General features: G+C 65.3%; 22 protein-coding genes. 6 read left to right on the top strand and 16 right to left on the bottom strand.

The genetic code is table 11. The features are described from left to right. Positions 1-175: 175 nt before the first annotated feature. The 12 genes from XI02_RS06055 to cysG form a co-directional block, all read right to left on the bottom strand. Positions 176-964: a 3-hydroxybutyrate dehydrogenase gene (locus tag XI02_RS06055; RefSeq protein WP_016845204.1), complete on the bottom strand. Its 789-nt coding sequence runs from the start codon at positions 962-964 to the stop codon at positions 176-178. Between the two features lie 12 nt (positions 965-976). Next, positions 977-2,161, bottom strand: coding sequence for a DUF3734 domain-containing protein (locus tag XI02_RS06050; protein WP_016845205.1), 1,185 nt, complete (start codon positions 2,159-2,161; stop codon positions 977-979). 163 nt (positions 2,162-2,324) lie between these two features. Next, positions 2,325-2,822, bottom strand: coding sequence for a CAP domain-containing protein (locus XI02_RS06045; RefSeq protein WP_016845206.1), 498 nt, complete (start codon positions 2,820-2,822; stop codon positions 2,325-2,327). A 255-nt stretch (positions 2,823-3,077) separates the two neighbouring features. Further along, positions 3,078-4,127 (bottom strand): sulfate/molybdate ABC transporter ATP-binding protein, encoded by a 1,050-nt coding sequence (locus XI02_RS06040; RefSeq protein WP_172648847.1) that lies wholly within the window; start codon positions 4,125-4,127, stop codon positions 3,078-3,080. Continuing rightward, entirely contained in the window at positions 4,117-5,079 is a 963-nt protein-coding gene (gene cysW / locus XI02_RS06035; RefSeq protein ID WP_244980822.1) for a sulfate ABC transporter permease subunit CysW, read from the bottom strand. The genes XI02_RS06040 and cysW overlap by 11 nt, the downstream gene beginning before the upstream one ends. 10 nt (positions 5,080-5,089) lie before the next feature. Then, positions 5,090-5,875 (bottom strand): sulfate ABC transporter permease subunit CysT, encoded by a 786-nt coding sequence (cysT, locus tag XI02_RS06030; protein WP_038377548.1) that lies wholly within the window; start codon positions 5,873-5,875, stop codon positions 5,090-5,092. Between the two features lie 71 nt (positions 5,876-5,946). Next, the gene (locus XI02_RS06025) at positions 5,947-6,936 is read right to left on the bottom strand and encodes a sulfate ABC transporter substrate-binding protein (RefSeq protein WP_172648848.1); all 990 of its coding nucleotides are present in this window, start codon (positions 6,934-6,936) and stop codon (positions 5,947-5,949) included. 204 nt (positions 6,937-7,140) lie between these two features. Beyond that, complete coding sequence (locus XI02_RS06020; RefSeq protein WP_038386135.1) at positions 7,141-7,869, bottom strand: phosphoadenylyl-sulfate reductase; 729 nt, start codon at positions 7,867-7,869, stop codon at positions 7,141-7,143. After that, positions 7,866-8,381, bottom strand: a complete 516-nt coding sequence (locus tag XI02_RS06015) for a DUF934 domain-containing protein (protein ID WP_016845212.1) — start codon at positions 8,379-8,381, stop codon at positions 7,866-7,868. Before XI02_RS06015 ends, XI02_RS06020 begins: the two co-directional genes overlap by 4 nt. After that, positions 8,368-10,023, bottom strand: a complete 1,656-nt coding sequence (locus XI02_RS06010) for a nitrite/sulfite reductase (protein WP_172648849.1) — start codon at positions 10,021-10,023, stop codon at positions 8,368-8,370. The genes XI02_RS06015 and XI02_RS06010 overlap by 14 nt, the downstream gene beginning before the upstream one ends. A 12-nt stretch (positions 10,024-10,035) precedes the next feature. After that, a complete protein-coding gene (locus XI02_RS06005) occupies positions 10,036-10,353 on the bottom strand; it encodes a DUF2849 domain-containing protein (protein ID WP_172648850.1) in 318 nt (105 codons plus the stop codon). Continuing rightward, the gene (gene cysG / locus XI02_RS06000; protein ID WP_172648851.1) at positions 10,350-11,801 is read right to left on the bottom strand and encodes a siroheme synthase CysG; all 1,452 of its coding nucleotides are present in this window, start codon (positions 11,799-11,801) and stop codon (positions 10,350-10,352) included. Before cysG ends, XI02_RS06005 begins: the two co-directional genes overlap by 4 nt. Positions 11,802-12,048: 247 nt before the next feature. On the opposite strand from cysG, the gene cysD reads away from it, so the two are divergent. Both cysD and cysC read left to right on the top strand, forming a co-directional pair. After that, the gene (gene cysD / locus XI02_RS05995; protein ID WP_016845216.1) at positions 12,049-12,843 is read left to right on the top strand and encodes a sulfate adenylyltransferase subunit CysD; all 795 of its coding nucleotides are present in this window, start codon (positions 12,049-12,051) and stop codon (positions 12,841-12,843) included. 63 nt (positions 12,844-12,906) lie between these two features. Next, positions 12,907-14,826 carry an adenylyl-sulfate kinase gene (gene cysC / locus XI02_RS05990; RefSeq protein ID WP_172648852.1) on the top strand — a complete coding sequence of 640 codons (1,920 nt, stop codon included), beginning with the start codon at positions 12,907-12,909 and terminating at the stop codon, positions 14,824-14,826. Between the two features lie 131 nt (positions 14,827-14,957). Here cysC and XI02_RS05985 read toward each other — a convergent pair whose 3' ends face one another. Then, the gene (locus tag XI02_RS05985) at positions 14,958-15,896 is read right to left on the bottom strand and encodes an AraC family transcriptional regulator (RefSeq protein WP_240537212.1); all 939 of its coding nucleotides are present in this window, start codon (positions 15,894-15,896) and stop codon (positions 14,958-14,960) included. A 151-nt stretch (positions 15,897-16,047) separates the two neighbouring features. Between XI02_RS05985 and XI02_RS05980 the strand changes: the two genes are divergently transcribed. Then, on the top strand, positions 16,048-17,280 hold the full coding sequence (locus tag XI02_RS05980; protein WP_244980823.1) for an MFS transporter: 1,233 nt from the start codon (positions 16,048-16,050) through the stop codon (positions 17,278-17,280). Between the two features lie 203 nt (positions 17,281-17,483). Continuing rightward, positions 17,484-19,646, top strand: a complete 2,163-nt coding sequence (locus XI02_RS05975) for a malate synthase G (RefSeq protein WP_172648855.1) — start codon at positions 17,484-17,486, stop codon at positions 19,644-19,646. 538 nt (positions 19,647-20,184) lie between these two features. Here XI02_RS05975 and XI02_RS05970 read toward each other — a convergent pair. The 3 genes from XI02_RS05970 to XI02_RS05960 all read right to left on the bottom strand — a co-directional run bounded on the left by XI02_RS05970 (position 20,185) and on the right by XI02_RS05960 (position 22,035). After that, positions 20,185-20,340, bottom strand: coding sequence for a Thivi_2564 family membrane protein (locus tag XI02_RS05970; RefSeq protein WP_016842974.1), 156 nt, complete (start codon positions 20,338-20,340; stop codon positions 20,185-20,187). 112 nt (positions 20,341-20,452) lie between these two features. Further along, entirely contained in the window at positions 20,453-21,085 is a 633-nt protein-coding gene (locus XI02_RS05965) for a DUF2865 domain-containing protein (RefSeq protein WP_172648856.1), read from the bottom strand. Positions 21,086-21,201: 116 nt separating this feature from the next. Then, the gene (locus XI02_RS05960) at positions 21,202-22,035 is read right to left on the bottom strand and encodes a L,D-transpeptidase (RefSeq protein WP_172648857.1); all 834 of its coding nucleotides are present in this window, start codon (positions 22,033-22,035) and stop codon (positions 21,202-21,204) included. Between the two features lie 55 nt (positions 22,036-22,090). Here XI02_RS05960 and XI02_RS05955 point away from each other — a divergent pair, with 55 nt between their 5' ends. Both XI02_RS05955 and XI02_RS05950 read left to right on the top strand, forming a co-directional pair. Further along, positions 22,091-22,282 (top strand): hypothetical protein, encoded by a 192-nt coding sequence (locus XI02_RS05955; protein ID WP_172648858.1) that lies wholly within the window; start codon positions 22,091-22,093, stop codon positions 22,280-22,282. Further along, positions 22,263-23,375: an AI-2E family transporter gene (locus XI02_RS05950; protein WP_016842978.1), complete on the top strand. Its 1,113-nt coding sequence runs from the start codon at positions 22,263-22,265 to the stop codon at positions 23,373-23,375. Before XI02_RS05955 ends, XI02_RS05950 begins: the two co-directional genes overlap by 20 nt. Positions 23,376-23,462 lie beyond the last annotated feature (87 nt).

Raw genomic sequence — 23,462 nt, 5'->3', positions numbered from 1 at the left:
TGCCATCATCTCATGGCGTGCCAAATCGTCCTGAATCCGATCGGAAAAAGTTGCGAAATCTCGCCGAAAAAGGGATGGCTCCAGGCGCTGGCGACGATCGCAGCCTCAAAACAAAAGCCGGCCCTGATCCAATCAGGGCCGGCTTGTTCTGAGGCCGCCAAATCGCGCCGGAAAATTACTCCGCGGTCCAGCCGCCGTCGATCGAGTAGTTGGAGCCGGTGATCTGCGCAGCATCGTCGCTGCACAGGAACAGCGCAAGCGCTGCGACCTGATCGGAGGTGACGAACTCCTTGGTCGGCTGGGCGGCGAGCAGCACGTCCTTGATGACCTGCTCCTTGGTCATGTTGCGCGCCTTCATGGTCTCAGGGATCTGGTGCTCGACCAGCGGGGTCCAGACATAGCCCGGGCTGATGCAGTTGCAGGTGATCTTGTGCTGCGCGAGCTCCAGCGCCACCGTCTTGGTGAGACCGGCAATGCCGTGCTTGGCCGAGACATAGGCCGACTTGAAGGGCGAAGCGACCAGCGAGTGTGCGGAAGCCGTGTTGATGATGCGACCCCAGCCGCGCTTCTTCATGCCGGGCACCGCGGCGCGGATGCCGTAGAACGCCGACGACAGGTTGATCGCGATGATCGCTTCCCACTTCTCCGGCGGGAATTCCTCGATCGGCGACACGAACTGTATGCCGGCATTGTTGACGAGGATGTCGACCGAGCCGAAGGTCTTTTCGCCGAGCGCGATCATGTCGGCGATCTCGGCCGGCTTGGTCATGTCGGCCGGCGAATGCACGGCCTTGACCTTGAAGTCGGTCTCGATGCCGGAACGCTCCTTCTCGATGTCGGCCGGCACGCCCATGCCGTTGAGCACGATATTGGCGCCGGCGCCGGCGAAGGCGCGCGCATAAGCCAATCCGATGCCGCTGGTCGAGCCGGTCACCACGGCGGTCTTGCCTGTCAACGTACCCATTGTTCTTCGCTCCTATCTGCTTGCAGGGGGCTTCGATTCAGGGGGTGTGGGTTCATCCCCCGTGAGGTCGTAAGTCACCATGGTCTCCCCGGACTGCGGCCGTTCTAGCCATTCTTTGTGACGCATCGACAAATGCACGTCGCGGACGCCCGCGCCCCAGTGCTCGACCATCGCAACGTGGGAGAAGTCGTAGTCCTTCGAGGAGCTCTCGTAATTCTTGCTCTTGTAGATCAGGTGAACCACCGTGACGGTGTTCTCCTTGGACGCCTTGCGCAGCAGTTCGACCGACGGATCGTTCTTCAGGTAATCGGGCAGCTTGCCGATCAGGTCGCGCACCGCCATGCGGGCGTTGTGGATCTGCCTGTTCTTGTCGGTGTTCATCCGCGTCCGGCTGGAATAGCGGATGTCCTTCTCGCGCTCGGCGGCCTCCAGCAGCGTCTCCGGCAACGGCCCGCGCGCGCTGAACAGATCGACCTGGAAGATCAGGAGATCGCGGCTGATCTCCTCGTCGAGCACGAAGTCGAGCGGAGTGTTGGAGGCGATGCCGCCGTCCCAGTAATGCTCGCCCTCGATGACGACGGCGGGAAAGCCCGGCGGCAGCGCGCCCGAGGCCATGATGTGCTCGGGGCCTATCTTCTTGCCGAGCTTCCTGAACTCGTAATTGTCGAAATAGCGGAAATTGCCCGAGGTGACGCTGACCGCGCCGACCGACAGGCGCGTCTTCAGATCGTTGATGCGGTCGAAATCGACCAGGCGCTCCAGCGTCTTCTTCAGCGGCGCGGTGTCGTAATAGCTCAGCGATTGCGAGCTGCCGGGCGGCCACAGCGGTGCCGGCGGAATCCGCGGCGTGAAGAAGCCAGGCACGCCGAAGGTCGCGATGATGGCGGCGCTGGTCTCGTTGAACAGCGAGCGGGCGCGCTCATGGTTGGAGACCGGATTCCACGGCACCGGCGCCGACACTATCTCCCAGAATTCCTTCAGCCGCGGCACGCGCTTGGCCGGCTCGTTGCCGGCGATGATCGCGGCGTTGATGGCGCCGATCGAGATGCCGGCGATCCATTCCGGCTCGAAGCCTGCGTGACAGAGTGCCTGAAAGGCGCCGGCCTGATAGGAGCCGAGCGCGCCGCCGCCCTGAAGAACCAGCACGCGCTGCGCTTGCGCGGGCGTCGAGGCCGGCGCGGAATCCGAAGTATCCATTCGTAACCGTTGGGTCAGGAAATGACTTGAGCCGCACCGTGGCGGCTGTTCGCCGCGGCGTCAATCAACGAGATGCGGGGCTCTTTGTTTGAGCATGATCTTCCCGGAAAACCGCCTCACACTTTTCCGGATCATGCTCCAGATCACGCGGAATTTATCGAGATCAGGTTGCCGCCAAAATGAGCGTCCAGAACACCTTGTACTTGGTGTTGGGAGCATAGACCGCCGCGATGCCCATTTTTGTGACACCGCCCTTCAGCATGTTGGCCTTGTGCGGCGGTGAATCGCGCCAGCCCGAAAAGGCTTCGGCAAGCGTGTGATAGCCGGCCGAGATGTTCTCGACCGCCACCGTCGCTGGATACCCCCCGGCCTGCAGCCGCTTGCCGAGCGGGGCCTTCACGTCGTGGTCCATCTTGTTGCGGGCGGCCATCGCCTGCGATTGCTGCTCGGCGAGCTTGGTCAGGTCCGGATCCACCACCACGGTGCCAAGACCATTGTTCTGGCGGTACTGCGAGAACATGATCGCGGCGGCCTGGCTGTCCAGCACCGCGCCGGGCTGTGCCATGTTGAGATACATGGCCGGTTCTTCCGGGAGTTTGGTGTCGGCGGCGCAGCCGGCAAGCACCAGAAGCCCGAACAGGGCGACCGTCGTCCGTTTCACTTTTGAGAACCCCCAAGGTTGGCCCGCCGTTGTTGCATACCAACCGTGGCTGAATGGTGAACAGGGGCTAACTTTTGGCCATCAAAGGCCACCGACCCTCCGGGCCCCGTAGCCCGGATGAAGCGAAGCGCAATCCGGGACAGCCCATCCGCGGAACGAAGCCCCGGATTTCGCGGAGCCTGTCACCGGGCGCGCGTTCGCGCGACCCGTTGGCTTCATCCGGGCTACGGGCACTTCACGCGGGGGCTACGGCCCCTACTCCTGGGCGGCAAAGATCCGGTAGCGCCGGGGCTGTAGGGAGACGATTTCGCCGGCCTGGAGCTCGCGATCGCGGGGGGCGTCGATCTCGATCACGGTCTTGCCCTCGCTCCCCGACAGGGCCACCTCGGCGCGCTGGATCGGACCGAACGAACGGACATGCCGGATGGCGCCTTCCAGGGCGCCGGTTCCAGCCGGGCCGACCGCCATGTCGTGGCGGCGGACGAACAGTTTTGCCGCGCCCGACGCCGCGCCCAAAGCCGGAATGTTCAGGGGACGGCCGTCCAGCCGCACCGCATCGCCGGCGACGTCGACCGGCAGCACGATGGATTCGCCGATGAAGCCATGCACGAAGGCGGTCGCCGGATTGTCATAGACCTCGCCGGGCGAGCCGATCTGCTCGATCTTGCCCTTGTCCATCACCACGACGCGGTTGGCGACTTCGAGCGCTTCTTCCTGGTCATGGGTGACGAAGATCGAGGTGACGTGGATCTCGTTGTGCAGCGAGCGCAGCCATTGCCTGAGCTCCTTGCGCACCTTGGCATCGAGCGCGCCGAACGGCTCGTCGAGCAACAGGATCCGCGGCTCGATCGCGAGCGCGCGCGCCAGCGCGATGCGCTGGCGCTGGCCGCCGGACAATTGGCTGGGATAGCGGCTGGCCAGCCAATCGAGCTGCACCAGGTCGAGCAATTCCTTGACGCGGGCGCGGATCGTCGCCTCGTCCTTGCGGATCGCGCGCGGCTGCACGCGCAGGCCGAAGGCGACGTTCTCGAACACCGTCATGTGGCGGAACAGCGCGTAGTGCTGGAACACGAAGCCGACCTGGCGCTCGCTGGCGCCGCGCGAGAGCGCATTCTCGCCGTCGATCGCGACCTCGCCCGAGTCAGGCCAGTCCAGGCCTGCGATGATGCGCAGCAGCGTCGTCTTGCCGGAACCGGACGGGCCGAGCAGGGCCAGCAACTCGCCGTCGGCGACCTTGAGATCGACATTGTCGAGCGCGGCAAAGCTGCCGAACGTCTTTACGATATTCCTGACTTCAATCGCCATCGGGCACCTCTGCCTCGTCGAGCCGCCGCTCGAGAACGGTCTTCGCCACCAGGGTGATCAGCGCCAGCATCGCGAGCAGCGACGCGATCGCGAACGAGGCGACGAACTGGTATTCGTTGTAGAGAATTTCGACCAAGAGCGGCATCGTGTTGGTCTCGCCGCGGATGTGGCCGGAGACGACCGACACCGCGCCGAACTCGCCCATCGCGCGCGCGTTGCAGAGCAGGACGCCGTACAGCAGGCCCCATTTGATGTTGGGCAGCGTGACGCGGAAGAAGGTCTGCAGGCCGGAGGCGCCGAGCGAGATCGCCGCCTCCTCTTCCTGGGTGCCCTGCTCCTGCATCAGCGGGATCAGCGCGCGCGCCACGAAGGGGAAAGTGACGAAGATCGTCGCCAGCGCGATGCCGGGCACCGCGAACAGGATGTGGACGTTATGCGCCTGCAGCCACGGCCCGAAATAGCCCTGCGCGCCGAACAGCAGCACGAAGACCAGGCCCGAAATCACCGGCGAGACCGAGAACGGCAGGTCGATCAGCGTGATCAGGAAGGTCTTGCCGGTGAACTCGAACTTCGAGATCGCCCAGGCCGCGATCACCCCGAACACGAGGTTGAGCGTGACCGAGATCGCGGCGATCAACAGCGTCAGCTTGATGGCGGCGAGCGCCTCGGGCTCCGCCAGCGCCGCGAGATACGCGCCGATCCCCTTCGAGAAGGCCGACGCAAACACCACGACCAGCGGCAGCACGACGAAGATGCTGAGGAAGGCGATCGCCAGCGCGATGATGATGAAGCGGACCGGGCCGGGCTCGGTGCGCAAATTGCGCTGCGCCGTCCCCGGCTCCGCGCGCGCGATCCCGAGCCGCGGCGCCGGCGCCGCCACGCTGACATCGGTCGCGGGTGCGTAGGTCCGCAGTTGCGTGGTCGAGGTCACCAATCCCGTCTGCATCGACATCTTTAAGACCTCAATGCACGGGGATGCGGGCTTGCGCCCAGCGCTGCAGCCGGTTGATCAGGAAGATGATCAGGAACGAGGCCACCAGCATCACGACCGCGATCGCGGTGGCATCGGCATAGCGGAATTCGGACAGCCGGATCACGATCAACAGCGGCGCGATCTCGGAGACATTGGGCAGATTGCCCGCGATGAAGATCACCGAGCCGTATTCACCGATGGCGCGGGCAAAGGCCAGCGCGAAGCCGGTAAGCAGCGCCGGGATCAAACTCGGCAGGATGACGCGAAACACGGTGTGCCAGCGATTGGCGCCCAGGCTCGCCGCCGCCTCCTCGATCTCGGGATCGAGATCGATCAGCACCGGCTGCACCGTGCGCACCACGAACGGAATGCCGATGAAGATCATCGCGATGAAGATGCCGATCGGCGTGAACGCGACCTTGATGCCGAGTTCGGCGAGCGGCGCGCCGAGCCAGCCCTTCTGGGCGAACAGCTGCGTCAGCGCAACGCCGGCGACCGCCGTCGGCAAGGCAAAGGGAATATCGACGATGGCGTCGAACAGCCGCCGGCCCGGAAAACGGTAGCGCACCAGCGCCCAGACGATGACGGTGCCCATCACCAGGTTGACGCAGGCGGCCGCAAACGAAAGCCCAAACGAAATCTTCAGGGCGTTCAAGGTGCGGCGGCTGGTGATGATGCCCCAGAACTGGTCGAGGCTGAGCTCGAACGTCTTGAGGAACAGCGCGGCCAGCGGAATCAGGATGATGACGGAGAGCCATGTCAGGGTCAGTCCCATGGTGAGACCGAACCCCGGCAGGGTACTGCGCCGTGCAACCGCTGTGCTCACATATCCCCCTGATAATCCGATCAGTTCTTGTAGATCTGATCGAAGATGCCGCCCTCGGCGAAGTGCTCCTTCTGCGCCTTGGTCCAACCACCGAAAACGTCGTCGATGGTGAAAAGTTCAACCTTGGCGAAGGATTTTTCGTACTCCTTGGCGATCTCGGGATCGCGCGGCCGGTAGGAGTTGCGCGCGGCGATCTCCTGGCCTTCCTTGGTATACCAGTGCTTCAGATAGGCCTCGGCGACGGCGCGGGTGCCCTTCTTGTCGGCGACCTTGTCGACGACGGCGACCGGCGGCTCGGCGAGGATCGACTGCGCCGGGGCTACGATCTCGAACTTGTCCGCGCCGAATTCGCGAAGCGCCAGAAAAGCTTCGTTCTCCCATGCCAGCAGCACGTCGCCGACGCCGCGCTCGACGAAGGTGACCGTCGAGCCGCGCGCACCGGTGTCGAGCACCGGCACGTTCTGATAGAGATCGGCGACGAACTTCTTCGCCTTGTCCGCGGAGCCGAACTTCTTCTGCGCGTAGCCCCAGGCGGCGAGATAATTCCAGCGCGCGCCGCCCGAAGTCTTCGGGTTCGGCGTGATGACGCTGACGCCGGGCTTGATCAAATCGTCCCAATCCTTGATGCCCTTGGGATTGCCCTTGCGCACCAGGAACACGATGGTCGAGGTGTAGGGCGAGGCGTTGAGCGGCAGCCGCTTCTGCCAGTCGGCGGCGATCAGGCCCTTGCCCGCGATCGCATCGATGTCATAGGCGAGCGCCAGCGTGACGACATCGGCCTGCAATCCGTCGATCACCGAGCGCGCCTGCGAGCCCGAGCCGCCATGCGACTGCTTGATCTCGACGCTCTTGCCGGTTTCCTTCTGGTAGGCCGCGGCGAACGCCTTGTTGAAATCGATATAGAGCTCGCGCGTCGGATCGTACGACACGTTCAGCAGCGAATAGTCGGCCGCAAAAGCCGAGCTCGCCCACAACAGTCCCGCGACCAGCGGCAGGATACGACGGATCATTTCTGTCTCCATTCAACCTGAGAAATGTCAGGGAACACGCAAGACATAACTCACGGCGAAGTGGTCTTAAGTCAACGAAACCGGTTTTCTTTGTTTTCGGCGGCGCAGCGCGCTTGTGCTACGAAGTCGCCGCACTGCGAAGGCTTTGTCGCGTCGCCAAATCGCGATGAACCGTCATCGCGATCGAGCGCCCTGCACCATGCCCTATGACATCTTCATCGTATGGATGCCGCATTCCGTCTTGGCCCGACCGCGCCAGCGGCCGTCGCGCGCATCCTCGCCGGCAGCGGACCGGCTGCTGCAAGGCATACACCCGACCGACTGATATCCCGATGCGACAAGTGGATGCGGCGGCAGCTTGCCGAGCGTGTAGATCGCCTCGATCTCCTCGCGCGAGACGTTGGCGAACGGATTGAATTTCAGCCTGACGCCGTCATCCTCGACAACCGGGATGTCAGCGCGGGCACCGCCCTGGAAACGCTTGCGGCCGTTGATCCAGCCGGCGAACGGCTTCAGCGCACGCGCCAGCGGCTCGACCTTGCGGATGCGGCAGCAGGCGTCGGGATCGGTGAACCACAGCTCGCGGTCCGGATCCTGGCGCGACAGCGCTTCCTCATCGGGCTTGATCGAGCGCACGTCGGTGAGGCCGAGCGTTTTGATCAGCGTGTCGCGATAAGCCAGCGTCTCCTCGAACAGCCAGCCGGTATCGAGAAACACGACCGGGATCGCCGGATCGACATCCGCCATCACCTTGAGCAGCGCGGCGGATTCAGTACCGAACGACGACACCAGCGCCACCTTCTCGCGGCCGAGCGTCTTGACCGCGGCCGCGATCACCTCGGCGGGCGAGGCCGTGCGCAGCGCGCGATCGAGCGCATCGGCCGCGGGCAATGCGGCCGGCGCCACTGCGAGCTCTGGTGCAAGCGTGCTCACTGGCCGGCGCTCTCCGAGTGGCGCAGCTGCATGCGGCGGTTGAGTGCGGTGACGCGGCCGTCGCCGGTCGGCTGGTAGAACACCGAATAGCGCTTCATGGTCGCGGCGAACGCGTCGGCGTCGGCATCCTTCTTCACCTCGAAGGCGTCGAAGCCGGCGCGCGTCATGAACACGAACTGGTCGCGCAGGATCTGGCCGGTGGCGCGCAGCTCGCCGTCATAGCCGTAACGCTCGCGCAGCAGACGCGCCTGGCTGTAGGCACGGCCGTCACGGAAGGTCGGAAACACCAGCGCGACCGAGGCCAGCCGATCGAGATGCGGCACGAGATCGTCGAGATTGCGGTTGTTCGGCCAGATCACCCCTAGCTTGCCGGGACGGCGCAGCAGCGCCTCCGGATCGGCGAGAAAGCGCTCGGCGCTCACCAAAACCGCGCCGTCGCCCGGCAGCTCGGCGCCGTCGGCGACATGCACGAACAGATCGGTGGTGATTCTTCCCTGCTTAACGAGTGGCATAGACCCGCTCCCTGATAGGCTCGACGCCCAGACGCTTCACCGTATCGACGAACAATTCCTCGGGACGGTCGCGCAGCGCGAGATAGGCTTCGACAATGTCTTCGATCACATCGGCGACTTCCGCATAGGGAACGGCCGGGCCGATCAGCGTGCCCAACTGCGCGTTCTCGTCGGCGCGGCCGCCGACCGTGATCTGGTAGAATTCCTCGCCGTTCTTCTCGACGCCGAGAATGCCGATGTGGCCGACATGGTGATGGCCGCAGGCATTGATGCAGCCGGAGATGTTGATGTGCAGCCGCCCGATCAGGTCGGCGGTGTCGTGGTTGGCGAAACGGCGCGTCAGCTCCTGCGCGATCGGGATCGAGCGCGCATTGGCCAGCGAGCAGTAATCCAGCCCGGGGCAAGCGATGATGTCGGTGACGAGGTTGACGTTCGGCGTCGCGAGGCCGAGGCGATCGAGCGCCTTGAACAGCTGCGGCAGGTCGCGCTTGGCGACGTGCGGCAGCGCGAGGTTCTGCTCGTGGCCGACGCGGATCTCGCCGAACGAATACTTGTCGGCGAGGTCGGCGACCGCGTCCATCTGCTCCGCGGTGGCGTCGCCCGGCGGGCCACCGACCGGCTTCAGCGATAGCGTCACGATCGAATAGCCCTGCACCTTGTGCGGCGCGACCGAGTTCTTGCGCCAGCGCTCGAACAGCGGATCATGCGCGGCCTGCTTCAACTCGTCCGGCATGTGCGGCAGCTTCTCGTAAGGCGGATAGGAGAAGCGCGAGCGGACCTCCTCGATGGCGGCATGATCGAGCGTCAGCCCGACATCGCCCATCGCCTTCCACTCCTCCTCGACTTCCTTGGCGAACTTCTCGATGCCGAGCTCGTGCACCAGGATCTTGATGCGCGCCTTGTAGATGTTGTCGCGGCGACCGTACTGGTTGTAGACGCGCAGGATCGCCTCGACATAGCTCAGGATGTCGCGGCCGTGCACGAACGGCTTGATGGTCTTGGCGATGAACGGCGTGCGGCCGAGGCCGCCGCCGACCAGCACCTCGAAACCGGTCTCGCCGTCGGCGTTCTTGTGCAGCCGCAACCCGATGTCGTGGATCTTGATCGCGGCGCGGTCGTGCTCGGAGGCGGTGATCGCGATCTTGAACTTGCGCGGCAGGAACGAGAATTCCGGATGCAGCGTGGTGTGCTGGCGCAGGATCTCCGACCAGATACGCGGATCCTCGATCTCGCCGGGCGCGACGCCGGCCCACTGGTCCGAGGTGACGTTGCGCATGTTGTTGCCGGAGGTCTGCATCGCATGGATGCCGACTTCCGCAAGATCGGCCAGCGCGTCGGGCAGCTCGGCGAGCTTGATCCAGTTGAACTGGATGTTCTGCCGCGTGGTGAAGTGGCCGTAGCCGCGATCGTAGCGGCGCGCCACATGGGCGAGCCGGCGCAGCTGCTTCGACGACAGCGTGCCGTAGGGGATCGCGACGCGGAACATGTAGGCGTGCAGCTGCAGGTACACGCCGTTCTGCAAGCGCAGGATCTTGAATTCGTCCTCGGTGAGCTCGCCGGAAAGGCGGCGTTTCACCTGGTCGCGGAATTCCGAAACACGCTCGTTGATCAGCGTGCGGTCGAGTTCGTCATATGCATACATGATGGATGAGCCTTACGCCGGCACCTGAAGATCGATCGTGACGCCCTTGGCGCGGATGTGTTCGCGGAGATTGCCCGGCTTGAGCTTGCCGCCGTCCTTGAGCTCGACCGGCGCGATGTAGGGGCCGACCGCGCCGACGTCGTCGGCGGTGGCTTCGGCCAAAAGCGCGCGCGCGTCGTCGGAGGTGCTGACGACAGCGGAATCGGACAGTTCGGTGGACCACCCTTGCTTGGCGGTTCGGTACACCACGGCACCATCCCCGGTGCGGTTGGCGGTCACCACCGAGGGGCCCGTGATCCTGATTTTCTTCTGTTCAAGCGGAGAGGTCATTCGGCAGCTTTCAGCAGTTCGGAGAACATCTGGTTGGAGAAGAGTTGGGTGACGTTGGACCGGCTCCACGGCGCGGAATGCGCGACCACGTCGCCGATGATGAGAATGGCGGGACCGCCATCGACCTGTTTGACGAGTTCGGGCAGCCGCGCCAGCGTGCCGACCGCGGCCTTGGCATCCGGCCGCGTCACGCGCGCGAACACGCCGACCGGCGTCTCCGGCGAGCGGCCCGCGGCAAGCATGCCTTCGCGGATCGAGGGCGCCGCGGTCATGCCCATATAGACGACGACGGTCATCTTCTTGTCTGTCAGCACCGACCAGTCGACGACCTCGGCATCGCGCGCCTTGTGCGCGGTGAGGAAGGTGATGCGCAGCGCCTCGTGCCTGAAGGTCAGCGGCACCTCGAATTGCGCGGCCGCGCCCAGACCGGCGGAGACGCCCGGAATGATGGAGTAAGCGACGCCGGCGTCGCGCAGCGCCTCGATTTCCTCGCCGCCGCGGCCAAAGATAAAGGAATCGCCGCCCTTCAGCCGCACCGCGCGCTGGCCCGACTGCGCAGCCTCGATCATCAATGCGTTGATGGCGTCCTGGCCGATGCCGGGCTTGCCGACACGGCGGCCGACCGGGATCCGCGTGGCATCGCGCCGGATGCGGTCGAGAATTTCAGACGACACCAATTCGTCATAGAACACGACGTCGGCATCCTGCAGCGCGCGCAACGCCTTCACCGTGAGCAGATCCGGATCGCCGGGACCGGCGCCGACCAGCGTCACGTGACCAATGGCTTTGCCTTCCGCGCTCGCGCCGGCGAATGCGGCGGGATCGGTGATCGCGTTCAGCGCCTGCTCGGCCTCGTCCTTGCGGCCGGCCAGCACCAGTGCGCCGATCGGGCCGTCGACGATGCGCTCCCAGAAGCGGCGGCGCAGCGGAAACTCTTCGATGCGGGCGTGGATCGATTTGCGGACGCCGCCGATGAAGCCAGCGAGATCGCCGATCCGCGCCGGCAGCACCGCCTCGATCTTCTCGCGGATGCGGCGCGCCACCACCGGCGACGTGCCGCCGGTGCCGACCGCGACCACGACATCGCCGCGATCGACGATCGCCGGCATGATGAAGGTGGAGTGTACGAGATCGTCCATCACGTTGACCGGCAGGCCGATCGCCTTGGCGCGCACCGACATCGCAACACCGATCTCGCCAGCGCCGGCGCAGAGGACGGCGATGACATCGGAGAGATCGGCGGCGAACGGATCGCCTTCGGCGCGCTCGATCCGCGCGGCGTCCTCCGCCGTGAGACCGGCAATGTCATGATCGCCGTCGGTTGCGTACCAGCGCACGGCGGCGCCGGCGGCCGCAAGCAGCCGCAGCTTGGCGCGCGCGAGGTCGCCCGCTCCAACGAGCAGCACCTTGCCGCTTTGCAGATCCAGAAACACCGGCAGATATCGCATCAGACACTCGCTTCCCCAATTTGGGGGTTGACTGAAATTATTTTCTATTTATCTCTCGATCAAGCCCAGCAAAGAGAAAATTATTTCTTCTCTATTGCAGCGCAACTTTAGAATTTTCAACTCCACAGGCCAAGGCCAAGAGATGCATCTTCTCGACAACGAATCCGTCGCCGCCAGGACGCGGTCCGCAGCCCTTAGCAATGCATCTTCCGTGCCGGGGATTCCTGCCAATCAGGCCCCTCCGTCGATGGATCATCTCGACGAGCTGGAGGCACAGAGCATCTACATCCTGCGCGAGGCGTTCGCCCGGCTGAAGAAGCTCGCGTTGCTGTGGTCGCTCGGCAAGGATTCCAACGTGATGATCTGGCTGGCGCGCAAGGCGTTCTTCGGCCGCGTCCCGTTCCCGGCATTGCACGTCGACACCGGCAAGAAATTTCCGGAGATGTACGCGTTCCGCGACCGCTTCGGAAAGGAATGGGATCTCGACCTGCGCGTCGAACCCTGCCCGCCGATCGACAGCGTCGACCCGACCCTGCCGCCGGCCGCGCGTTCCGCCGCGCGCAAGACCGAGGGGCTGAAGCTCGCGCTCAACAAATTCGGCTTTGACGGATTGATCGCCGGCATCCGCCGCGACGAAGAGGCGACGCGCGCCAAGGAGCGCGTGTTCTCGCCGCGCGGCCTCGAGGGCGAATGGGACGTGCGCGACCAGCCGCCGGAGTTCTGGGACCAGTTCAACGCCTCGCCGCCGCAGGGCGCGCATTTGCGCATCCATCCGATCCTGCATTGGACCGAGGCCGACATCTGGGCCTACACCAAGCGCGAAGGCATTCCGATCATCCCGCTCTATCTCGCCAAGGATGGCAAGCGCTACCGCTCGCTGGGTGATGCCGACATCACCTTCCCGGTCGCCTCCACCGCCGCCAACATCGACGAGATCCTCACCGAGCTCGACGGCACCAAGGTCCCGGAGCGCGCCGGCCGCGCGCTCGACCACGAGACCGAGGATGCGTTCGAGCGGCTGCGCGTCGCCGGCTATCTCTGATCGACACTCGAAGCAACACCTGACTCCAAGCAACTTGGCTTCCCACTTCGTGCGAGCGTTCCGATGAACATGATCCTTCCCACCGCCTCGATCTCGGCAACGCCCAACGGCACGACGCGGCCGCAGGTGCGCATCGTCATCGTCGGCCACGTCGATCACGGCAAGTCGACGCTGGTCGGGCGCCTGCTGCATGAGACCGGCAGCCTGCCGGACGGCAAGCTGGAAATGCTGAAGGCGGTGAGCGCGCGGCGCGGCATGCCGTTCGAGTGGTCGTTCCTGCTCGATGCGCTGCAGACCGAGCGCGACCAGGGCATCACCATCGACACCACCCAGATCCGCTTCCGCACCCGTTCGCGCGACGTCGTGCTGATCGACGCGCCCGGTCACGCGGAGTTCTTGCGCAACATGATCACCGGCGCCTCGCAGGCCGACGGCGCGGTGCTGATCATCGATGCGCTCGAAGGCGTGCGCGACCAGACCAGGCGGCACGGCTATCTCTTGCATCTGCTCGGCGTGAAGCAGGTCGCGGTCGTGGTCAACAAGATGGACCGCGTCGAGTTCAGCGCCGACCGCTTCAAGGAGATCAGCGACGAGATTTCCGCGCATCTGATCGGCCTCGGCGTGACGCCCACGGCGGTGATCCCGATCTCGGCGCGCGACGGCGACGGCGTCGCCGAGCGCACGGCTCGGATCGACTGGTACCAGGGACCGACCGTGGTCGAGGCGCTCGATGCGCTCGAGCCGGCACGCCCGCTGGCCGAGCTGCCGCTGCGGCTGCCGGTGCAGGCGATCTACAAGTTCGACGACCGCCGCATCGTGGCGGGCCGCATCGAGTCCGGCAGCCTGAAGGCCGGCGACGAGATCGTGATCATGCCGACCGGCAAGATCGCGCAGATCAAGACCGTCGAGAGCTGGCCGGTGACGCCGGTCACCGCCCCGCAGGGCGCCGGGCGCTCGGTCGGCATCACGCTCGACCGCGAGCTGTTCCTCGAGCGCGGCGACATCATCGGACATTCCGGGCAGAGCCCGCGCGACACCCGCCGCATCCGCGCCCGGATCTTCTGGCTGCACGACAAGCCGCTGACCAAGGGCGAGCAGATCCTGATCCGGCTCGGCACCAAGGAAAGCCGCGCCACCGTGGTCGCGATCGAGAAGGCGGTCGATCCCGGCGCGCTGTCCAACGAAGAGAACACCGCGATCGCGCGCAACCATGTCGGCGAGATCGACATCTCGCTGGCGCAGCCGGTTGCAACCGATCCCTACACCGACAATCCGCGCACCGGCCGCCTCGTGATCGAGGTCAACGGCCGTATCGCCGGCGGCGGCCTCGTGCTGTCGGTCGACGCCGGCCGGCCCGCGGTGCCGGTCGATATCGTGCCGGTGGAGTCCGCGCTGCGGCCGGACGAGCGCTCGGCGCGCTACCACCACAACGGCGCGGTGATCTGGCTGACCGGCCTGCCCGGCTCGGGCAAGTCGACCCTGGCGCGGGCGCTGGAGCGACGCCTGTTCGGCAATGGCGGCTCGCCGATCCTGCTCGATGGCGACACGCTGCGTGCCGGGCTGAACGGCGATCTCGGCTTCTCGCCGCAGGACCGCGCTGAAAACATCCGCCGCCTCGCCGAAGTCGCGACCCATCTGGCACGCAACGGCCATATCGCCATCGTCGCCGCGGTGTCGCCATCGACCGCCGACCGTGCGGCAGCCCGCCGTATCGCCGACAGCGCTTTCCGCGAGATCTATGTCGCGACGCCGGCCGAGGTCTGCGAGACCCGCGACCCCAAGGGCCATTACGCCAAGGCCCGCTCCGGCGGATTGCCGTCTTTCACCGGCATCACCAATGACTACCAGCCGCCGACCGGCAATGAACTGACCATCGACACCTCGAACCGCTCGGTCAGCGATGCCACCGACGAGATCGAGCGGATGCTGGCCACGACCGGCATCCTGTTCGACGAACTGACCGATCTCGCGGCGAATATCTGACCTTGGCCGACTGTCGTCGCCCGGCTCGACCGGGCGATCTCCAGCATTCCAGAGACAGCAATTATCGAGCCGATAGGCCGCGGCGTACTGGATGCCCCGCTTGAAGCGGGGCATGACGGCGGTGTTGAGGCCTATTCCGCCGCGCGGCTTTCGGCCCCGTGCCGTATCATCCCCGGCGATTGCCCGGTGACACGCTTGAACGCGCGGCTGAACGCCGCCTGTGACGCATAGCCAAGCCGCTGCGCGATCACATCGATCGGCTGGCGTTCATGCTTGATCCACTGTGTCGCGAGGCGCATGCGCAGCTCGGCAAGATAGCGCAGCGGCGATTGCCCGGTCATGGCCTGGAAGCGCTCGGCGAACAGCGAACGCGAGCACCCCGCCTCCGCTGCCAATTCAGCAACAGTCCAGTTGCGGCCTGGCGCGCGATGCAGCGCGCCGATCGCGCGGCCGAGACGCGGGTCACGCAAGGCCTCGAACCAGCCCATGGCGTTGTCGCCGCCGCATTCGACCCAGCCACGCACGATCGACGCGGCGAGCACATCGGCGAGCCGCGCCATCACGCCGACGGAGCCGGCCCGCGGCGTGCAGGTCTCCCGCTCCATGGCTTTGAGCATCGGTTCGATTTCCGGCTGGCGCGCAAGCAGCGTGTCGGCCCGCATCACCTCCGGCATCAGCGCGATCAGCGGGCGCATGCCGCCAAGATCGAAATTCATGCAGGCGCTGAAGACCAGGACCGACTCGTCCTGCGGGCATCCTTCAGGGCAGGCCGATGTCACATCGACATTGCCGCACAGCGTCTCGGTCCTGAAACGCTCGACGTCGCAGCTCGGCTCATCCGGGGCCGAGACAAGATCATGCGCGCCGCCACGCGGCAGGAAAATCGCGTCACCGCAGCCAAGGGGAAGCAGCGTCGCGTCGGCGTAGCGCAGAAGTGCCGTGCCATGTGCAACGAAGTGGAATTGCGCGCGTCCGTACGGCGTTTCGAACCGAAACCCGAAGGGCGCCCGCGTCTCGACCCGACGGTAGTGGACGCCCTCAAGCCGCATGCCGAGCAGCAACTCGCTCACCAGATCGACGGCGGCGTCGGTCGTGTCGGCGGCGGACGATTTGGACGAACGATCAAACATTGGAGTGTTTATGGCATAGATCGTCCAAAACCTCCAGCCTATGTCTGCGGCAGTGCAACATAGATGGAAGTTTCGGCCAATGGATCAAGAAGTGGACCCTGCCCTGGCGCACGCCGATGCCGTTGCGCTGATGCCGGGCGACGCGCTCAAGGTTGGTGACAAGCCGGCCTCACCGGAAAGGCCCGCCTGGGGCGCCGTCGCGGCGATGATGCTGGGCGTCACCGCACTTCTGACGGCGGAGTTCCTGCCGTCCGGTCTGTTGACGCCGATGGCGCGCGATCTCGGTGTGAGTCCGGGCCTCGCCGGTCAGGCGGTGACCGCAACCTCGCTGGCCGGGCTGGTCGGAGCATTGTCCACGCCGACATTGACGCGCAGGTTCAATCGGAAGCCGGTGCTGCTCAGCTTTTCGATTCTCCTGGTGATCTCCAATCTGCTGGTGGCGCTGGCGCCGAGCATCACGTTCCTGCTGGCCGCGCGGATCGTGCTTGGCCTTGCCATTGGCGGGTTTTGGGCGATGGCGGCAGCGACGACGATCAGGCTGGTGCCGCCGTCCCTGGTTGCCCGGGCCTTGTCGATCGTGATGAGCGGCATTCCCGCCGCGATGATCATTGCCGTTCCGCTCGGCAGCTATCTCGGCGAGGTGGCGAGCTGGCGCTCCGTGTTCCTGCTCGCGACGGCATTGGGCGCAGCGGTATTCGTCATCCAGGCACTCGCTCTGCCGCGTTTGGCCCCGAGGGGAGAAGCCGGGCTCGACACCCTGATCGACATCCTGACACGGCCGGGGATCGGCGCCGGCATCTTGGCGGCAACGTTGGTCTTCACCGGACACTTCGGCTATTTCGGCTACATCCGTCCATTCCTCGAGAGCGTGACCGGGCTGGGCGCTGCCGGAGTTGCGGCGACCTTGCTTGCCTTCGGCGTCGCCAACTACCTCGGCTCGTTCGCGAGCGGGCTGATGGCCGAGCGCAAACTCAAGCTCACGCTGATCGCGATGCCGCTGGCGATCAGCGTGATCGGTCTGTTGCTCTCGGTCCTTGGCAAGGACGTCATTCCGGCCCTGGTGCTGGTCGCACTCTGGGGATTTGCCTTTAGCGGCGTACCGGTCGCGACCACGACCTGGATCACCCGCATGGTGCCCGACGAGACCGAGAGCGGGACCGGACTGACCGTGGCCTCGATCTTCCTCGGCATCACCATCGGCGCGGCCGGCGGCGGGCTGGTGCTTGATCTGATGGGCGCAGCCGCTGTGTTCGTAGCGGGCGCAATTCCCCTGGTGCTCGCTGCATTGCTGATCGCCACCAAGGTACGCACCAGAGCGCCCTGACGGGTCTTTCCGAGAGCGGCCACTGGCGTTTGGAGAATTCAGGGTGGCCCGCATGACGGCGCAGCGTGGGACTGGAAAGGGGGCCTTCTCAGAGCCGTGGCTTTAGGGCTAAAAGGGCCGTGAACGCGGCCCTTTGGCGCGTTTTTTGCTGATTTCTCTCGAAAACAGCCGCTAAACGCCCCATTTCTTTGAGAAAGCCCATCATGACTCGTGTCGATGCCCATGGATTGAAGATCGCCCCTGTCCTGTTCGATTTCATCGCCAAGGAGGCGACGCCGAAAACCGGGATCGCCCCGGATGCGTTCTGGGCCGGACTTGCCGCCATCATCCAGAAGCTCGGACCGAAGAACCGCGAGCTGCTCGCGGTCCGCGACGCGCTGCAGGCCAGGATCGACGACTGGCATCGCGCCAACAAGGGCAAGGCGTTCGACATCAACGCCTACACCGCGTTCCTCAAGGACATCGGCTACCTGCTGCCCGAGCCCGCGACCCACAAGGTCGAGACATCAAATGTCGACGAGGAAATCGGCAAGATCTGCGGCCCGCAGCTGGTGGTGCCGCTCACCAACGCCCGCTACGCGCTGAATGCCGCCAACGCGCGCTGGGGTTCGCTGTACGACGCGTTCTACGGCACCGATGCGATCCCGCACGATCCGAGCGAGGCTGGCCGTGGTTACAACAAGGCCCGCGGCGACAAGGTGATCGCCAAGGCGAAGGCGTTCCTCGACGCCGCCGTGCCGCTTGCGACCGGAAGCCACACCGACGTCACCTCCTACGCCGTGATCGCGGGCCAGCTCTCGGTCAAGCTGAAGAGCGGCAACTCGACCGCGCTGAAGAACGCCGCCCAGTTCGCCGGCTATCAGGGCGACGCCGCCCAGCCTTCCGTGATCCTGCTCGTCAACAACGGCATGCATGTCGAGGTCAAGATCGACCGCAACAACGTGATCGGCAAGGACGACCCGGCCGGCGTCGCCGACATGATCCTGGAATCGGCGGTCTCCACCATTCTCGACATGGAAGACTCGGTCGCCGCCGTCGACGCCGAGGACAAGGTGCTGGTCTATCGCAACACGCTCGGCCTGATGAACGGCACGCTGTCGGCCGATTTCGAGAAGGGCGGCAAGACGCTGACCCGCTCGCTCAATGCCGACCGCGTCTACAAGAAGCCCGACGGCAGCGAGCTGAAGCTGCACGGCCGCAGCCTGCTCTTGATGCGCAACGTCGGCCACCACATGTTCACCGACGCCGTGCTCGACGCCAAGGGTGAGGAAATCCCGGAAGGCATCCTGGACGCCGCGGTCGCCGGCCTGCTCGCGATCCACGACCTCAAGGGCAATTCCAAGGTCAAGAACAGCCGCACCGGCTCGGCCTATATCGTCAAGCCGAAGATGCACGGCCCCGACGAGGTGACGCTGACCTGCGACCTGTTCGCCGAGGTCGAGAAGATGCTCGGCTTGCCGGAGAACACGCTGAAGGTCGGCATCATGGACGAGGAGCGCCGCACCACGGTCAACCTCAAGGCCTGCATCCAGCGCGCCTCCAAGCGCATCATGTTCATCAACACCGGCTTCCTCGACCGCACCGGCGACGAGATCCACACCTCGATGGAAGCGGGTCCGATGATCCGCAAGAACGACATGAAGGCGCAGCCGTGGATCAAGGCCTATGAGGATTGGAATGTCGACAACGGCCTGATCGACGGCCTGCCCGGCCATGCCCAGATCGGCAAGGGCATGTGGGCCGCACCCGACAAGATGGCCGACATGCTGGCGCAAAAGATCGGCCATCCGCAGGCCGGTGCCACCACCGCCTGGGTGCCGTCGCCGACCGCGGCCACGCTGCATGCGCTGCACTATCACCAGGTCAATGTGATCGCCCGGCAGCAGGAGCTCGCCAAGGGCGGCCCGCGCGCAAAGCTTTCCGACATCCTCACCATTCCGGTGTCGCAGTCGAACTGGGCGCCCGACGACGTGAAGCAGGAGATCGACAACAACTGCCAGGGCATCCTCGGCTACGTCGTGCGCTGGATCGACCAGGGCGTCGGCTGCTCCAAGGTACCCGACATCCACGATGTCGGCCTGATGGAGGACCGCGCCACGCTCCGCATCTCGAGCCAGCACCTCGCGAACTGGCTGCACCAGGGCGTCATCACCCGGGACCAAGTGATGGAATCGCTGAAGCGCATGGCCGTCGTCGTCGACAAGCAGAACGCCGGCGATGCGCTCTACAAGCCGATGGCGCCTTCATTTGACGGCGTTGCCTTCAAGGCGGCCTGCGACCTCGTGTTCGAAGGCCGCACCCAGCCGAACGGCTACACCGAATACATCCTCACCGCGCGCCGCCGCGAGGCCAAGGCCGCCGGCTGATCCGCGAGGTCGCGACGACAAGCAAAAGCCCCGGCGACGAGCCGGGGCTTTTTTGTTGGAGCCCGCGAGCCCGCCGTCGCAGGGGCGTACCACCAAAATATCGAAAACAACCCCATGCAAAGGTGCCGGCGGCTGCCAAGCGGACGCGGCAACTTGACATCCGCGGTATTATTCTACTATTTCGAAATTGTGCAGCCTTGTAGCTATCCTTCAAGACGGCCAGCCGTTGGCGGGCTCCTCGGATGACGGGGTGATTGCTCAGCTTGCTCGGCGTCATCACCCGCGCATGCGGGTGATCCAGTATTCCAGAGGCCGCAGTGCTTGAGCCGAGAGGCCGCGGCGTACTGGGTCGCCCGGTCCATGTGCGCAATTGCGCACAGGCCGGGCGATGACAACGGTGTATCGGTGTATCTACGTCATTGCGAGGAGCGAAGCGACGAAGCAATCCATTGCTCCGCTCGCGCGGTGAGATGGATCGCTTCGCGCAGCCTGTCAGCGGGCGCGCGTTAGCGCGACCCGATGGCTCGCAATGACGAAGCTAAAACACCGCCAGATACTTCAGCAGCGAGACGATGCCGATGATGATGACCACGGCGCGCGCGATCTGCTTGGCGCGGCCGTCGAGCGGCAGCATGTTGATGAGGTAAAGAACGAGAATAACGACAAGGAAGGTGACGAGTACGCCGACGAGCATGCGGGGCCCCCTGATGGCATCGGTGAATGTGCTGTTCGCCCGTTGCTAACGTGCAGGAGGCAGGCCGGTTCCGCGCCAGGAACCGTAAGCGGCCGCCCACGCGTGATCGACGCTACTCGCGCGCCAGCACCGCCGGCCGGCCATATTTGGCGCGGATGCGATCCGGCGCCGGCGTGAAGTTGAGTTGCGCGCCGCGCCGGTCCGGACGGCTCACCGACATCAGCCCGTCCTTGCCGGCGACGATGTCGCCCTTGCGCAAGGTTGGGTCGTCTTCAATCTTGATCGCCGCCAAGCCGACCGAGTCCTTGCCGTTGCAGGTGCAGCCCGAGACCAGCTCGTCGCGATAGCGGAACGCGTTCGGCAGCTCGGAATAGGGCTTGCCGTCTTCCGTCGCGGCGTTGTCGATATTGCCGCCATAGACCACTTCGGTCGCGCTCGCCGGGCAGAAGCTGTTGCAGCTTTCCGCCTTGCTCTGGTTGCCGGTCGCCGCAAGCGGGAAATAGCGGCCGTCGCAGGTGCGCACGCAATAGGCCTGGCCGACGTCATAGCGCGGACGGCGCTCGATCCGCGGCGCCATCGGCGCCGGGCCGTCGTCGAACGGCATCCGGATCACCGGCGGGCGGCCATGCATGAAGCCGCCGAACAGTTGCGAGAAGAAATCCTGAGCTTGCGCTGCAGGCGCAAGGGACAGGCCGAGCAATGCCGCCGTCCCGAACGCCCAGCGCCTTACGTGCCGTTTCACCATCACCGACCTCGGTACGATCCCTGGAGCGCCGTGCCGATTGAATCGGAACGCGGCTCTAGAGTCTTGTTCTGACGCGTTTTCTTCACGCGAACCGGTCCGCTTCACTCGAAAACGCTCTAGTACAACGAGGAAGCCGTCGGGATGTTCATCGCCTGACGCCCGGAAGGCAGCGTCATCGCCGCGGGGCGCGGCCGCGCCGCGGCCGGGCGTACCGAGATCTGCGTCGTGGTCGTCGGGCCGATCTCGCGCGCAGCGAGGTGCGGCGCGTTCTTCGGCAGCACCACGACCCTGGTGCCGACATCGACCCGGCTGAACAGGTCGGAAACGTCTTCATTGGTCAGGCGGATGCAGCCGGACGAGACGAACTTGCCGATCGTCGAGGGATCGTTGGTGCCGTGGATGCGATATTCGCTGGACCCGAGATACATCGCGCGCGCACCGAGCGGGTTGCCCGGGCCGCCGGCCATGAAGCGCGGCAGATAGGGTTGGCGCTTGATCATCTCGGCCGGCGGATGCCAGTCCGGCCATTCGGCCTTGCGGCTGATCGTCTGTGTGCCGGCCCAGGTGAAGCCTTCGCGGCCGACGCCGACGCCGTAGCGGATCGCCCGGCCGCCGCCGAGCACGTAGTAGAGTGCGGTGTTGCCGGTATCGATGATGATGGTGCCGGGCGCCTCAGTCGTGTTGAGGGCGACGGTGGTCCGGCGCAGCCGCTCCGGCAGCGCGCCGTCCTCGCCGGCCCCACTCGAAGGGTCGTTCATCGCCTCGTCGGCGGGAAATGCACCCGGCTGTGTCGATGCGTAGCCGAGCGCGGAAGAGCGGACCTGGGCGCTGGCCGACGTGCTGACGACAAGCGGCGTCACCAACAAGACGCTGCCGATGGCAAGAGTGCGGGCAAGAGTGCGCGCGGCGCGCGACGCAAGCCGGCGGCTGAAAACAGACTGCTGTGTCATGTGCTGCCCCTGGACGGGATGCGCATCGTGGTGATGCGATGCCGGGCCAACGCGCATGGCCGCGAGTCAGTTCCGCCGCGAATCGTCGCGAGGCCGCGATTGTCAACCCGTCACGCTTCACGAAGCCGCGATGGAACCTTCCAAGGAGCGGCCCGTTGTCATCGCGCAATTCGGCGCGCGGGGCGACCACGCGACGGGTTTGTTCGTCCTCACGCGGGAGGAGTTCGGTGCGCGCCTTTGCGAGTGAAGACCTGCTTGGCAATGCGCCCGAAGGCACGCCCGTCCCCGACAGCAAGATCGAACTGCCGCCGGTTGTCAGCCGCGCCGAGGCCGTCGCCTTCGCATTGATCGCCCTGCTGGTCATTGTCGTTGTGGCGGTGCTCTATTTCGCACGCGCCTTCTTCCTGCCGATCACCATGGCTTTCATCGTCGGCACCATGTTGTCGCCGGCGGCGAGCATGCTCGAACGCTATCGGATCCCGCGCGCGCTCGGCGCGGTCGCCATCGTGATCGCGGTCGGCGCCGCCGTCAGCTTCATGGTCGGGCTGATCGCCTCGCCGGTGATGGAGTGGAGCTCGCGGCTGCCCGAGCTCGGCGCGATCCTGAGGGAGAAGCTGCATGTGTTCGACCGGCCGCTCGCGCTGTGGCAGGAATTGCAGACCATGGTCGGCGGCTCCGATACGCTGGCCACGCTCCAGCTGCCGAAATTCGAGTGGGTGCAGCCGACGCTGGAATTCCTGTCGCCGACCTTCGCCGAATTCCTGCTGTTCATCGCGACCCTGATCCTGTTCATCGCAAGCTGGAAGGATCTGCGCCGCGCACTGGTGATGGCCTTCAGCGAACGCACGGCGCGGCTGCGTACGCTGCGCATCCTCAACGAGGTCGAGACCCATCTCGGCAATTATCTGTTGATGGTGACCATGATCAATGTCGGCGTCGGCATCGTCACCGGCGCGATCTGCGCGGCAACGGGCATGCCAAATCCGGCCGGGCTCGGTGCGCTCGCCGCGACGCTGAACTTCGTTCCGATCATCGGGCCGGTCGCGATGTTCGTCGTGCTGGTCGCGGTCGGCATCATCTCCGCTCCGACCATCGGCGCCGGCCTGATCGCGCCGGCATGCTTCGCCGTCGTGACCTTCCTGGAAGGACATTTCGTGACGCCGACGATCGTCGGCCGCAGGCTGTCGCTGAACGCACTCGCGGTCTTTCTGGCGCTGGCGTTCTGGACCTGGCTGTGGGGTCCGATGGGCGCCTTCCTGTCGTCGCCGCTCTTGATCGTGGCGCTGATCGTCAAGGAGCATTTGATGCCGGTCAATTCGCCGCAGCTGCCGGAAGATTAACAAGGCGTTATCGAGCGAAGCCGACACCGGTTGAGAGCCCGGTTTCACGGCTGGAACCATGCACCGCGCGGCGCGTTTTTGTGGCAG

It is taken from the genome of Bradyrhizobium sp. CCBAU 21365 (assembly GCF_015291305.1).
Taxonomy (GTDB): domain Bacteria; phylum Pseudomonadota; class Alphaproteobacteria; order Rhizobiales; family Xanthobacteraceae; genus Bradyrhizobium; species Bradyrhizobium elkanii.
Note: the sequence above shows the minus strand (reverse complement) of the source record. Positions and strands in the feature narration are given on the sequence as shown.